This is a genomic window from Acetobacter ascendens (assembly GCF_001766235.1).
GTDB lineage: Bacteria > Pseudomonadota > Alphaproteobacteria > Acetobacterales > Acetobacteraceae > Acetobacter > Acetobacter ascendens.
In genome coordinates this window covers 202,793-215,478 of sequence record NZ_CP015164.1, presented here as the reverse complement: position 1 = coordinate 215,478, position 12,686 = coordinate 202,793, and the positions used below count along the sequence as shown (strand labels likewise).

Below are 12,686 nucleotides of genomic sequence, written 5' to 3'. Positions count from 1 at the left end.
ATCGAATCAGTCTGCTTTCTTGCCGCGCTTTTTACGTTCGTTGGGGTCCAGATACCGCTTACGCAGGCGGATGGCAGATGGGGTCACTTCCACCAGCTCATCGTCTTCAATGTAAGCAATAGCCTGTTCCAAAGACATACGGCGCGGCGGGGTCAGCAGCAGGGCTTCGTCCTTACCGGCGGCGCGCATGTTGGTCAGCTTCTTTTCACGGATCGGGTTTACTTCCAGATCATTCTCACGGGAATGCTCACCGATGATCATGCCCTGATAAACCGTTTCACCCGCATCCACGAACAGCGTGCCACGATCCTGCAAGGAGAACAGGGAGTACTGAGTGGTAGCCCCGTTTTCTGCAGAGATCAGAGATCCGTTGCGGCGGCCTTCTACGGTGCCAGCATAAGGCCCGTAGTTGGAGAACAGACGGTTCATGATACCCGTGCCGCGCGTGTCGGTCAGGAATTCACCGTGGTAGCCGATCAACCCGCGAGACGGGATGATAAACGTCAGGCGCACCTTGTCACCGCCGGAGGGGCGCATGTCCTGCATCTGGCCTTTGCGGAGGGACATCTTTTCCACCACAACGCCGGAATAGGGTTCGTCCACATCAATGGTAACTTCTTCGTAAGGCTCTTCGCGCTCACCGGTTTCTTCATTGGTGCGGAACAGCACGCGCGGGCGGCCGATTGTCAGCTCAAAGCCTTCACGGCGCATGGTTTCAATCAGCACACCAAGCTGAAGTTCGCCACGGCCTGCCACTTCAAACGCTTCGCTTTCCGGGCTGTCTGTTACACGAATAGCAATGTTGCTTTCGATTTCCTTGAACAGACGGTCACGAATCTGGCGAGACGTTACCTTCTTGCCTTCACGGCCACCCAGCGGGCCATCGTTCAGGCGGAAGGTCATGGACAGTGTTGGCGGATCAACCGGAATAGCTTCCAGCGGGGCTTCCACTTCCGGGGCTGCAATGGTGTCTGGAATAGTAGCTTCAGACAAACCAGCCACGGCCACAATGTCACCAGCTTCCACTTCTTCCACACCCACGCGGTCCAGACCACGGAAGGAAAGCAGCTTGGTCAGGCGGCCTGTTTCCACCACGGAGCCATCGGCCCGCAGCACCTTAACAGGCATGTTCACCTTAGCGCGGCCCTGTTCCACACGGCCTGTCAGCACGCGGCCCAGAAAGTTGTCACTTTCCAGAATGGTGGCTGTCATGGCGAAGGGCTTGTCTTTGTCCAGATTCGGAGCTGGCACATGGCGCAGGATCAGCTCGAACATCGGGCTCAGGTCCTTGCGGGCACCGTCCAGCGTTTCATCTGCCCAGCCCTGACGGCCAGAAGCAAACAGCATCGGGAAATCAAGCTGTTCATCATTTGCGCCAAGGGCAGCAAACAGATCGAAAATTTCGTTATGCACTTCATCGGGGCGGGCATCGCCACGGTCAATCTTGTTCACAACCACAATTGGCTTCAGGCCGCGGGCCAGTGCCTTGCCAACCACAAACTTAGTCTGCGGCAGCGCACCTTCTGCGGAGTCCACCAGCACAATGGCGCCATCCACCATGCTCAGAATACGTTCCACTTCCCCGCCAAAGTCGGCGTGTCCGGGTGTATCAATAATGTTGATACGGGTATTGTTCCAGACAACGGAAGTGCACTTGGCAAGAATGGTAATGCCACGTTCGCGTTCCAGATCGTTGCTGTCCATTGCGCGTTCGGCAACGTGCTGGTTTTCGCGGAACGAACCCGACTGCTTGAGCAGTTCGTCAACCAGAGTCGTCTTGCCGTGGTCAACGTGGGCAATGATGGCGATATTGCGGATATCCATGTAAAGGCCTGATATTCCCTGCGGGCCACGCCACCGCTTTCTGCCTGAAAGGGTGGAGGATGGCTTTGCTAATGTTTGCTTGGGCAGACAAATAGCCGCCCGCGCGCAGGAATGCACGCAAAATCCTCATCAGCACGTATCATGGCTGCCACCGGGGGTGGCCGCACGCAGGCCGTACGGCTTGCATTTACCCCTTTATGGTGGTGTGCTTCCGGTCGTAGAACACATTATATTGAAAGGGTTTTTAGCATGGATATTCAGGCCATAGATCAAACTTACAACCAGTTTCAGACACAGGCCCAACAATCTGCCACCGCGCTGCAAACGCTGTGCGGCAAAATGCAAACTGCTGCCGATGGCGGGGATATGCAGGCGCGTGAATGGCTGCTGGACCTGAAGGAACTGGCCCTTTCCCTGCGTGATGAGCAATCTCAGATCATCAACCTGCTTCAGGCCCTGCACACGGCCCTTGCCACACAGGTGCAACAGAATGTAGCTCCGCCACAGCCCTCCGCCCTTAGCTCCGTTAAGCCGGAAGTAGAAAATGTGCTGGATGACGTTATAAACTCCGGTTTTGCCCACTCTCTGGCATCAGGCGCAGGGTTTGGCATTGGCAACACACTTATCAATAAACTGTTCTAAATACGCGCACGCCTAAGGGTGAGAAGGCTGGCTCCGGCGCACGCAACCCGCTACAAGCCAGCCTATGCTGCTTCACCCTCCTGCGCGTTCTGCTGTAAGCGCCGCCCCTACTCTTTCCCTTACTGTTGTAGGGCTAATGTTTGGGCTGGTTATGGGGCTGGGTGCGCCCCTGTTTACGCTGGAAATGGTGGATCTGGGGTTTGGCACCGGCATGATTGCCGCCAACACCATGATGCACGCTGTAGGCTCCTTGGCCATTGCACCGTTTATCCCGCGCATCAGCATGGCCTTGGGCCCCAAACGGGCCGTCACACTGGCTTTGCTAACAGGCGCTGCCACGCTGGCCCTTTTTCCGCTGTTGCCATCCATCTGGGTATGGTTTGGCCTGCGCGCGGTGCTGGGGGCTGCGTGCGAGATTATTCTGGTGCTTTCTGAAAGCTGGCTGAACCAGATAACGCCAGACCACGCCAGAGGCCGCGTAATGGGGCTGTACAGCACGCTGCTTTCCATTGGCATTGCCGCAGGCCCCGCTTTACTTACCGTTACAGGCCGCACCAGTGCCCTGCCCTTTGCCTGCGCCAGTATTGCCCTATTGGTTACTACCGGGCTTGTGGCTGCACCGTGGTTGCCGCACCCGCAGCTTACACCCCCGCAACGCCCCAGCCTGCTGCGCTATCTGCCTTTGGCACCCATAGCCATTGCCGCCACATTGCTGATTGCCATGCTGGATTCGGCAGCCACCTCTTTTCTGGCGCTGTATGCCATGCATTCCGGGTGGTCAGAACATGCCGCCACGCTGTTGCTCAGCATCATGCTGCTGGGGGCCACGGCGTTTCAGATTCCCATTGGCTGGATAGGAGACCGCACAAGCCGCCGCTGGCTTCTTGTCTCATTAGCGGGGTTGGCGGCGGCGGGCGCATTATTGTGGCCGGTGGCTATCCATCATCCCGGCTTGGCCCATGTGGTGCTGTTTGCGTGGGATGGCGTGTTTGCCAGTATTTACACAGTGGCCATGTCCGTTGTGGGAGACCGCTATAAAGGGGGCGATCTGATAGCCATTTACACCCTTAGCTCCCTTGCATGGGGTGCAGGTGCTTTTGCAGGGCCTGCACTGGCTGCAAGTTCCATGACTGCGGCTCCTGATGGGCTGGCATGGTTTGCCGCCGCCACCTGTGCGTTGTTTGGCCTGTTGCCTTTGTTGCTGAAGAAAAGCGCTTAGCCCCTGCGCTTTGCTCAGGCCGGGGCTGCGCCTTGGGTGTTGACCTGCAAGCGGTAGAGCGAATCCCCCGCGCACATAAACAGCCAATCGCGCTTGGGGCCGCCAAATGTCAGGTTGGAAACGCTTTGCGGCAAGCGAATGCGGCCAATAAGGTGCCCTTCGGGGTTAAACACAAACACCCCGCACAGCCCCACTGGCCCGCTTACACCGCACCAGATATTGCCGTGCACATCGGCCTTCATGCCATCTGGCCCCATCTGCACGCCCTCAAAACGCATATTGGTGAACAGGCGCGGGTTGGAAAGCGGCAGTTCTTCCTTGTGCAAATCAAACACATGCACGGCCTGATCTCCATCATGCCCATGCCCGCCCGGCTGCTTGCCTGAGGAAATAACATAAAGCCGCGAGAAATCGGGTGAGAAGCATAGCCCATTGGGGTTGGGGAGTTGCTCCTGCGTGAGCACCACATCAAGATGGCCTGTGGCATCTACACGGAAGGTATGATCTGCCTGCCGCCGAGAGCCCCCCAGCGTGCCAATAAGTTCTTCCCCAATTTTCCAGCGGATATGCCCATCCGGGTTGGCCTCACCGCCCGGCATGTCCGCATGGCCTTCGGCCACGTTGTCTCCATATCCCGGATCGGTAAACCAGATGCTGCCATCTGGGTGGGCAATCACATCATTGGGGGAATTGAGCGAGTGGCCCTCAAACTTGTCTGCCACTGCATGAACTGAACCATCATGCTCCCACCTAATCACGCGGCGCAGGAAGTGCTCACACGTAATTTGGCGGCCCTGATAATCAAACGTGTTGCCGTTGGCGTGGTAAGATTCCGGGCGAAAAACCGTAACTTCCCCCGTTTCCCACAAATAGCGATACTGCCGACTTGCCACCACATCGCTAAACAGCAGATACCGCCCTTGGGCAGACCACGCAGGCCCTTCCAGCCATGTACCTTTATCCCACACGCGGTGTAGGGCGGCGTTACCGTACAGCAAGTCCCGGAAGGAACGATCAATCACCAGCACATCTGGGTCTGGCGTATAAACAGGGGGGGGCGTTTACCCCCCATTGGCGTGGCGGATTGGTAGTAACATCGGGCGGGCGCACGGTATCGGGCAGAACCTCATCTGCCCCACGGGCCAGCACCGGGGCCGCCACGGTTGCAGAAAGCGCGGTTATGCCTTTCAGCATTGCACGTCTTGCCAGCCTGCTACGTGGGGGTGCCATTGTGCCTCCTGCGTTTACCGGACAACTTCTGCCGTATGGAGCGGGTGCATACTGCCTTGGCCCTGCACTGTCACCCCTTTGGCTGTGGCAACCCCTTTGCGCAAGGGCATAGGGCCATTGCAAACCCTCTGCCCTACACCAGTCTCAGCCAATACGCGCCACACGCAAAAGGTTGGTGGAACCGCTTACGCCAAAGGGTACACCGGCGGCTATCACCACGGAATCGCCTTCTGCCCCTATGCCTGCACGGTTCACAACATCCAGCGCGGCATCCACCACATCTTCCACCGTGGTTGTGGGTTTATGCGGGGCGCTTACAAAAGCCCGCACACCCCATACAAGCGCCATGCGCCGGGCGGATGTATGCGTGGGGGTAATACCCAAAATGGGGCATGTAGGCCGTTCGCGCGCAATGCGCAGCGCCGTGGGGCCACGGTGCGTATAGGCCACAATGGCCGGGGCCTTAAGCGTAGCCGCCACTTGTTGCACGGCGCTGGCAATGGCATCGGCCACGTAATCTTCCGGGGCCAGACGGGCTGCGGCCATGTGGGCCTGCCAACCGGCATCTTCCTCCACCCGCCATAAAATGCGGTTCATGATCCGCACAGCCTCACGCGGGTATTTGCCTGCTGCGGATTCGGCAGAAAGCATCACGGCATCTGCCCCATCAAACACAGCCGTAGCCACATCCGATGCCTCGGCCCGTGTGGGGGTTGGGGCGGAAATCATGCTTTCCAGCATCTGGGTGGCCACCACAACGGGTTTGCCCAGCCTGCGGGCCGCGCGGATAATACGCTTTTGTATCAGCGGCACGGTTTCGGGCGGCAATTCCACACCCAAATCCCCACGTGCCACCATCACTGCATCAGACTGTTCCAGAATGGCGTCCAGATTTTCAACCGCCTGCGGTTTTTCCAGCTTGGTCAGCACGGCGGCGCGTTCACCCACCAGCGCACGGGCCTGTGCCACATCTTCTGCCCGTTGCACAAAGGAGAGGGCCACGTAATCCACCCCCAAATCCAGCGCAAAGGCCAGATCCTTGCGGTCTTTTTCCGTCAGGGCGGGAATGGGCAGCGCCACATCGGGCACGTTCACGCCTTTATGGTCAGAAAGCGGGCCGCCAACTTCCACCCGCGTTTCTATCCAGTCTGGCCCTACTTTTTCCACCACAACGGCCAGCTTGCCATCATCCATCAGCAGGCGGCTGCCGGGGCGCACGGCACTGATAATTTCCGGGTGCGGCAGGTTTACGCGGTGCTCATCCCCCGGTGTGTCAGACAGATCAAACCGAAAGGTCGTGCCGGGCTGCAAGGTTACGCGGCCTGCGGCAAAGCGGCCCACACGCAGCTTTGGCCCCTGCATATCGGCCAGAATACCAATGGGGGTGCCCAATTCTTCTTCCACCCGCCGCACAATGGCGTGGCGGGCGGCATGATCTTCATGTGTGCCGTGGGAGAAGTTGAAGCGGAACACATCCGCTCCGGCCAGAGCCAGATCGCGGATGATTGTATAATCTGAAGAAGCCGGGCCGAGTGTGGCCACAATTTTAGTACGGCAGGTTTGCGCCTGTTCTGCGCCAGAACCCTGTTGTGTGGATTCAGCCATATCTGTTTCTCCTTCTAGTCCGCTGGGGTCTTTCAGGAGGGGTTGATGGACTCATCAGCATCCACACCCCAGATCGCCTTGCGTGGCACCCAGCCATTATACTGTTTGACGGAAACCTTGCACCAGGCAGACCCCGCCGCACATTCCTTAACAGAACCTACAGCACCCGGTTTCAGCACCGCTACAACGGGGGCATCATCACTGGCACTTGCACGGAGCATAACGGCACCCGCAATGCTTTTGGCATCATCCAGCGTGGGCACTGTTTCTACAACGCGCGTATCCATGTGGCCGGATGCGGGAATTTTTTCACCATTCTTGTCCAGCTTGGGGGGAATGGGGGCATCATCCCCCGGTGGTTCACCCGGCACCAGAAAATCTCGCCCGCCCGCAAGGGTGGCCTGCTGCATCCAGCCCTTCTGGCCCGTGGGGTCTTCTACCAGACGCCACACATCAAATTCACGCTCGATCCGCATGGGCATACCACGGCGATGATACACCCAGATAATGGGGAAGCGCTGCCCCGGCCCCGCACGCATGTTCACTTCATCTGCCCGCAATGCTGCATAACGTGGCAGTGGCAGGCCCGTTACGGTGCCTTTTGGCGGTTCTGGCGTGGCATCTGCCGGAGGTGTGGCTGGGTTTGCGGCATCTGCTGCGGCAGTGCCAGCAGCTACGGCACCTGCCCCCGCTGCGGCCCCTGCGGCAGCCGTGGCTGCGGGGTGGTGCTTGGCGGCTGCGGTGTGCGTGGCCTCATGCCCTGCGGCATGGCGCTTTTTATGATGCTTGCTCTTTTTGGCGTGCTCGGCCTTGGTATCTGCGCTGTCTGACTTTGCCGTGTCTGACTTGGCGGAAGCCTTTTTTCCGGCCTTGGCAGAAGCACCTTCATGCGTGACCCCGGCGTGATGCGCATGGTGGCTGTGCGCCGAGGTTTTTTTCTGCTCTGCCGCATTGGCAGAAACCGTGGGAACACTGGCAAAAGCCACGGCACAGCCTGCCGCACAGGCAAGCAGGTGAAGTCGGAAAATGGAAGAGCGTGTGAACATCATGCCTGCATCCCTGCCAAGAGAGACGCGCCGGGGCAAGAGGCATCACACCTTATCCCGCGCGTGGAGGCAGATAAGGGTGCATGCCCTGCCCTGCCAAAGCCGAGGCAAATCTAAGCCAAACCCTGCCTTCCCGCCAGACATGCCCCGCGCACGTAGCCTATGCCCAACACATCCTGCTTGCGCAGCCCTTGGGGATAAAGGCCCGTATTCTCCGACGCATTAAGGGGCTGCTCATGCCATTACATCAGGAGTCGCGGCGCATATGTACTTGTGCGTGATTTACCCGGCAGAAGGAGCGGCCTGTTGTTGGGACGTGTGGGCATGTTCTGCCCCCATGCCGCCGCATACGGGGCAGTTTGGGTCGGCCTCCAGCATGATGGTGGTAAAGCGTGTGCGCAGGGCATCCCACATCAGCAAACGCCCGGCCATGCTTTCCCCTATGTTCAAAAGCTCTTTCAGGGCCTCTGTGGCTTGCAAGGTACCCATTACACCCGTTACGGCCCCAAATACCCCGGCCTCACCACAGCTTAGGCCAGAGGCTTCACCATCGGTTTGTGGGTAGAGGCAATGGTAACACGGGCCACCGCGCCACGGGCGAAAGGTGGAAAGTTGCCCCTCAAACCGCTGCACAGCGGCGGAAACCAACACCTTACGAGTTTTTACACACGCTGCGTTCACCACATAGCGGGTGGCAAAGTTATCGCACCCATCACACACCAGATCGTACTGGCTTATCAGCCCTTCTGCGGATGAAGCATCTAGCCGCTGGGGGTATGTTTCTACAACAATACCGGGGTTGAGCGCCTCTAGCGTGGCGCGGGCGGAGTCTATCTTTTTATGGCCCACATCTGCCGTGGCGTGCAGAATTTGCCGCTGAAGGTTGGAAAGCTCCACCACATCATCATCCACCAGCCCGATGCGCCCCACACCGGCCGCTGCCAGATACAGCGCCGTGGGGGACCCCAAGCCCCCCGCGCCAATAATCAGCACGGAAGCCCCTTTCAGCGCCATCTGCCCGATTCCGCCAACCTCGGGCAAAAGAATGTGGCGGGAATAGCGCTGGATCTCGTCTTCAGAAAACTGCGAAATCATGGTGGGGCGTCCTGAAAAAAGTAAAAAAAGCAGTGAACCGATCGGTCAGAATGGCGTTAAACAGCCAACATGGTTCGTGTTACGGCAAAAATCACGTTTTTGTAATAACACCCAAAACATGACATGTTAGTGTGCATCAGAGGTATGCTTCTGTTATAGTAACCTGCAAAATCAACATAAGAGGAATGCAAACATGATATCCCTTCCTCAGTTCGGGCAGCCTGCCCGAGCAGCCAGTCTGACCCCGCGCCAGACCGCGCGGGGGATATGTGTTGCCTCAGCCGCAGCCGCGCTGGGTGTGTATCTGGCTTCCCCTTTTGTAACGCTGTGGAGCGTAGGTTCCGCCCTGCGCTCGCACGATATGATGGCTCTTGGCCAAGTCATCAACTGGGGGGCGTTGGATGCCTCCATCAAGCACCAAACGCTGAATGGCCTACACCTTGTGCCGGCCTCGGACGATCTGCCCGAGTTTGGTGAATCCTTTGCCGCCACGGCTGTTTCCAACGCAGTGGATACCACGGTAACGCAAAACAATCTGGGCATGCTGGTAGATCAGGCCATTCCGGCGGCTGTGCCTGTCAGCCAGCCCAATATTTCCTTCGCCTCTCTGGCGGCCCATGCGTCCGTAAGGTTTGCACGGCTTGATCAGTTTGTGGCGGAAGTGCCCCTGCCGGGGCATGAGCGTGAAACACCCCTGCGCATTGAAATGCGGATACAGGGTTGGCGCTGGAAAATTACCAATGTGGAATTCCCCACTGCGCGGGCTCCAGTGCTTCAGGCTTCTGCGGCGCCGTCCAACGCCTGAACTCTAACCCGCCTGCCCCCTAGCGCATGTGGGTGGCCCTTATAATAAAAAAGGCCACCCACCCGCAGGCGGCAACATACTGCCAGCCTACGCATGAAGTGGCCTTGCAAGCCTGTGCGCCAGATTTATTTGGCTGCGGGCAGGTCTTCTTCCAGCACCACAATGTTTACGGCGTAGGACACATCACCATCTTCATCATCACGATGAATGGTGCCGATCACTTCACCATCTGCTGCCAGTTCAATAGACATACCTGCACGGGGTGCGGGGTTGATGGTCAGCTTTTCGGAACCCAGCAGCCTGCGCAGAGCTGTCTGGAGCCGGGAGATTTCTGAAGGAGATATGGAACCGCTCATGTCATTCTTTTCCTGCTGGCATAACTTTGCGCCAAAATAAGACAAGCCGCGCAGGCATGGGCCACCCCGCCCAAAAATGGTGGAGCGACCGGGCACTGGCGCGGCCGCCTTTCCGATCTGTGGCCCCGCTATAGGACAACCACCCACGCTGCCGCAACCTTTCCGCAGCATTGCCCTGCCGCCGCCACTTTCTGCAGTGCATGTAACCCACAGGTTAGAGGAGGATCTGCCATTGCGTTTCTTGCGTGCTCTTGTGCCGGTGGTTTCTGCCTGTGTGCCGGTGGGGATGTGCCTTTTTGCCCTACAACATGCCCCGCTGCCTGCACGGCAGCCAGAACGCATCACCCATATCCTGAACATGGTAGAACATGATGGCGCAACCCAGACGGCTCAAGCCCTCTCTCGCCAAAAAGGTTGGGCAGATGTGCAGCACGCCGTAACCTCTGGCCAGCCCGATGCCGCGCGACTTGTGCCAGCACTTTTGCCCACAGCAGATTCGCGCACAACGCGCACGCTTTACAAAACCATGCAGGCCGCCCTGCCCAAGCACGCGGCCATTGTGCTGGCCGCCACCAAGCAAGGTGCTCCCATACAGGCAGACTTGCAGGCCATATGCTCCCCCGCAGGCATGAGCCACACATGGCGCCAACAGGCCCGCCAGGCCGTGGCCCATGTGCATAATGTTCATCTGTCTGACCGCGCGCAGCGGTGCCTGAACAGGCTGGATGGCTGAACACTTTTTTGTTTATTTCTTAAATCAGTTTTTATGAAACCCTGAAGCTGGCACAAAAGACCAAGAAATACTGCCAGTTTCAGCCGGTTTATACGTGCCTTTTCAGCTCAAAACACTGCGCAGACTAGAAATGCATCACACGCAATTTAGATATGACCTGAACGCGTGAAGTGGTAACATGCAAATATTAGATATTCATTATTAGAATATCTCCCAAAAAAAATAACAAGAAGCGAACCCCGGCCCATGACCGCACACCCCGGATTTTCTCGTCCCGGACAGGCCATTGCCGCCGTTTACTGTCCGGCTTTTTCTTCTCCTATTTTGCCTGCCTGCACATCTGTTTATTGGCCTGCCTTTGGCCTGCATGTTCTGCTTGCAGCCTCTGCCACCGGATTTGCGGTATGGCTTGCCCCTTACGTCTTAGCCGCAGAAACAGCCCCCAACGCGGCGCATCTGCATTATCCGCACACGCCTGCCCTTGTACGCACAGCACCAGCAACTGTTGTGCCCGCCAAGGAAGCACCGGCAGAAGTAACATCCTCTGCCGCACCTCCCGCCAAACCGGGATTTTGGGACAATGCGCGCCTGCTCCCCCCCGCTCAGCAGCCGCCCAGAAGCCGCCCAGAAGCATATGGTCAGCCGCAGTCTTTGGAGCTTGCGCCCCTGCCTACTGCCCTGCTGCACCAAGGGCCGTGGGGGGTGTTTAATGCCAATACCGGTGCCGCCGCAGGGTTTGGCACAGTAGGGTATTATGCTGTTTCACGCTGGGCGGAGGATTGGTCCAGCCTGCGGGACAAGCGCAACCGGCTGGATGCCATGGATGCGCTCAAATACATTCCTTTCAATCAGGAAGGAGATATTTACCTGTCCTTCAGCGGGAACTTCCGCCAGCACAATTTTTATGATCAGCGCGCAGGGTTTGGCACCACCAAAAAAGACCCCGCCTACCGCAACAACTTCCGCTGGAATTTGGGCGCAGACCTGCATCTGGGCGAACACGTCCGCCTGTATGGTGAACTGATGAGCGGGCAGGCCGCAGGTGTAAACTACTATGGCTATGCCGGGGGCCGCTGGCGCAGCAAGCTGGATGCCCAGCAGGCATTTGTAGAAGTACGCGGCAAGGTGCTGGGCGCCACCGTAGGCGGTATGGCTGGGCGCATGACCTTTTTGGATGCACCCCCGTATTTTACGGCGGGAAGCGTGTACCCCACCCTGCCGTATTCATGGAACGGCCTGCGCGGCTATGCTTTCTGGAAGAACTTTCGCATAGATGGCTTTTACCTGACCCTTACAGATAACAGCCCACCCATTGCCTTCCATGATACCGTGGGCTGGAGGTCTCGCCTGTTCGGGGCTTACACATCCTACGCGCTGCCCAAGTTTTCGTTTTTGGGCAAAAGCAGCCAAGTGTTTGTAGATAGCTTTTACTACGGCATCATTCTGGCCAGCAGCGCCCTGCCCACAGCAGCCGGTGGCAGCATTGCGGGTTCTACCCACCGAGATACCCCGGGTATGCGCGTATGGGGTAACGCGGGGCCTATTGAATTTTCTGTTGGCGGCATGTGGCAGGGCGGAGAATTCCGTGCGGCCAAAAGCGGCCCCACTCGGCCTGTTTCTGCATATTCCGTCAACGCCACACTTTCATGGCGCTTTGCCAAATGGGCGGGGCATCCGGCTGTGGGTATTCAGATAGATGATGTTTCTGGCGGCAACATGAACAAAAGCCAGACCAGTAGCTGGGGCAGCTTTCTTTCACCCTACGTGCCCAGCGCCTACTACCTGGATATCAGCACCTATATTGGGCAATCCAACATGATTGATGTGGGGCCAATTGCCACGGTTTCCCCCACCCCCAACACCACTTTGCTGATGAAGGTGCCCGTGGTGTGGCGCAACAGCAAACAGGATGCCATTTATGCCAGTGGCACGGCCTTTTATAATCTGCACCCACATGGGGCCTATACAGCCACCATGCCGCAGGCCAGCTTTACGTGGCGTGCCACGCGCCACATTACGTTAAGCATAGATGGCGAATATATTTTTGCCTCTAAAACCATGATTAACGCGGGCGCATCCTCCGGCGCGTTCGTGCAGAGCAACTTGGAACTTACATTCTAATACCAGCCTT

At 57.9% G+C, this 12,686-nt stretch carries 10 protein-coding genes and 1 pseudogene; 5 read left to right on the top strand and 6 right to left on the bottom strand.

Going from position 1 to position 12,686, the window contains the following annotated elements:
- Positions 1–6: 6 nt before the first annotated feature.
- A complete protein-coding gene (gene typA / locus A4S02_RS01095; RefSeq protein ID WP_019089828.1) occupies positions 7–1,824 on the bottom strand; it encodes a translational GTPase TypA in 1,818 nt (605 codons plus the stop codon).
- 141 nt (positions 1,825–1,965) lie between these two features.
- Here typA and A4S02_RS01090 point away from each other — a divergent pair, with 141 nt between their 5' ends.
- Both A4S02_RS01090 and A4S02_RS01085 read left to right on the top strand, forming a co-directional pair.
- Positions 1,966–2,466, top strand: a complete 501-nt coding sequence (locus tag A4S02_RS01090) for a hypothetical protein (protein WP_019089829.1) — start codon at positions 1,966–1,968, stop codon at positions 2,464–2,466.
- A gap of 64 nt (positions 2,467–2,530) precedes the next feature.
- Entirely contained in the window at positions 2,531–3,685 is a 1,155-nt protein-coding gene (locus tag A4S02_RS01085) for an MFS transporter (protein ID WP_070322698.1), read from the top strand.
- 14 nt (positions 3,686–3,699) lie between these two features.
- Here the strand turns inward: A4S02_RS01085 and A4S02_RS01080 are convergent.
- The 4 genes and pseudogenes from A4S02_RS01080 to A4S02_RS01065 form a co-directional block, all read right to left on the bottom strand.
- Positions 3,700–4,915 (bottom strand): annotated as a pseudogene (locus A4S02_RS01080) (SMP-30/gluconolactonase/LRE family protein).
- A 144-nt stretch (positions 4,916–5,059) separates the two neighbouring features.
- Positions 5,060–6,520 carry a pyruvate kinase gene (gene pyk / locus A4S02_RS01075; protein ID WP_070322697.1) on the bottom strand — a complete coding sequence of 487 codons (1,461 nt, stop codon included), beginning with the start codon at positions 6,518–6,520 and terminating at the stop codon, positions 5,060–5,062.
- A 32-nt stretch (positions 6,521–6,552) separates the two neighbouring features.
- On the bottom strand, positions 6,553–7,569 hold the full coding sequence (locus A4S02_RS01070; protein ID WP_070322696.1) for an SH3 domain-containing protein: 1,017 nt from the start codon (positions 7,567–7,569) through the stop codon (positions 6,553–6,555).
- Positions 7,570–7,848: 279 nt separating this feature from the next.
- Complete coding sequence (locus tag A4S02_RS01065; protein WP_070322695.1) at positions 7,849–8,661, bottom strand: HesA/MoeB/ThiF family protein; 813 nt, start codon at positions 8,659–8,661, stop codon at positions 7,849–7,851.
- A gap of 193 nt (positions 8,662–8,854) precedes the next feature.
- On the opposite strand from A4S02_RS01065, the gene A4S02_RS01060 reads away from it, so the two are divergent.
- Complete coding sequence (locus A4S02_RS01060; RefSeq protein ID WP_019089837.1) at positions 8,855–9,466, top strand: DUF2939 domain-containing protein; 612 nt, start codon at positions 8,855–8,857, stop codon at positions 9,464–9,466.
- Positions 9,467–9,591: 125 nt separating this feature from the next.
- On the opposite strand, the gene A4S02_RS01055 is transcribed toward A4S02_RS01060, so the two are convergent.
- Positions 9,592–9,822, bottom strand: a complete 231-nt coding sequence (locus tag A4S02_RS01055; RefSeq protein ID WP_070322694.1) for a DUF3126 family protein — start codon at positions 9,820–9,822, stop codon at positions 9,592–9,594.
- Positions 9,823–9,898: 76 nt separating this feature from the next.
- Here A4S02_RS01055 and A4S02_RS01050 point away from each other — a divergent pair, with 76 nt between their 5' ends.
- Both A4S02_RS01050 and A4S02_RS01045 read left to right on the top strand, forming a co-directional pair.
- Complete coding sequence (locus tag A4S02_RS01050; protein WP_208858898.1) at positions 9,899–10,555, top strand: hypothetical protein; 657 nt, start codon at positions 9,899–9,901, stop codon at positions 10,553–10,555.
- A gap of 246 nt (positions 10,556–10,801) precedes the next feature.
- Entirely contained in the window at positions 10,802–12,676 is a 1,875-nt protein-coding gene (locus A4S02_RS01045) for an alginate export family protein (protein WP_070322693.1), read from the top strand.
- Positions 12,677–12,686 lie beyond the last annotated feature (10 nt).

What these genes read in the sequence shown, in the direction of transcription:
- typA (WP_019089828.1), bottom strand. Translation starts at nt 1,824, where the DNA reads ATGGATATCCGCAATATCGCCATCATTGCCCACGTTGACCACGGCAAG.
- A4S02_RS01090 (WP_019089829.1), top strand. Translation starts at nt 1,966, where the DNA reads ATGGCTGCCACCGGGGGTGGCCGCACGCAGGCCGTACGGCTTGCATTT.
- A4S02_RS01085 (WP_070322698.1), top strand. Translation starts at nt 2,531, where the DNA reads ATGCTGCTTCACCCTCCTGCGCGTTCTGCTGTAAGCGCCGCCCCTACT.
- pyk (WP_070322697.1), bottom strand. Translation starts at nt 6,520, where the DNA reads ATGGCTGAATCCACACAACAGGGTTCTGGCGCAGAACAGGCGCAAACC.
- A4S02_RS01070 (WP_070322696.1), bottom strand. Translation starts at nt 7,569, where the DNA reads ATGATGTTCACACGCTCTTCCATTTTCCGACTTCACCTGCTTGCCTGT.
- A4S02_RS01065 (WP_070322695.1), bottom strand. Translation starts at nt 8,661, where the DNA reads ATGATTTCGCAGTTTTCTGAAGACGAGATCCAGCGCTATTCCCGCCAC.
- A4S02_RS01060 (WP_019089837.1), top strand. Translation starts at nt 8,855, where the DNA reads ATGATATCCCTTCCTCAGTTCGGGCAGCCTGCCCGAGCAGCCAGTCTG.
- A4S02_RS01055 (WP_070322694.1), bottom strand. Translation starts at nt 9,822, where the DNA reads ATGAGCGGTTCCATATCTCCTTCAGAAATCTCCCGGCTCCAGACAGCT.
- A4S02_RS01050 (WP_208858898.1), top strand. Translation starts at nt 9,899, where the DNA reads ATGGTGGAGCGACCGGGCACTGGCGCGGCCGCCTTTCCGATCTGTGGC.
- A4S02_RS01045 (WP_070322693.1), top strand. Translation starts at nt 10,802, where the DNA reads ATGACCGCACACCCCGGATTTTCTCGTCCCGGACAGGCCATTGCCGCC.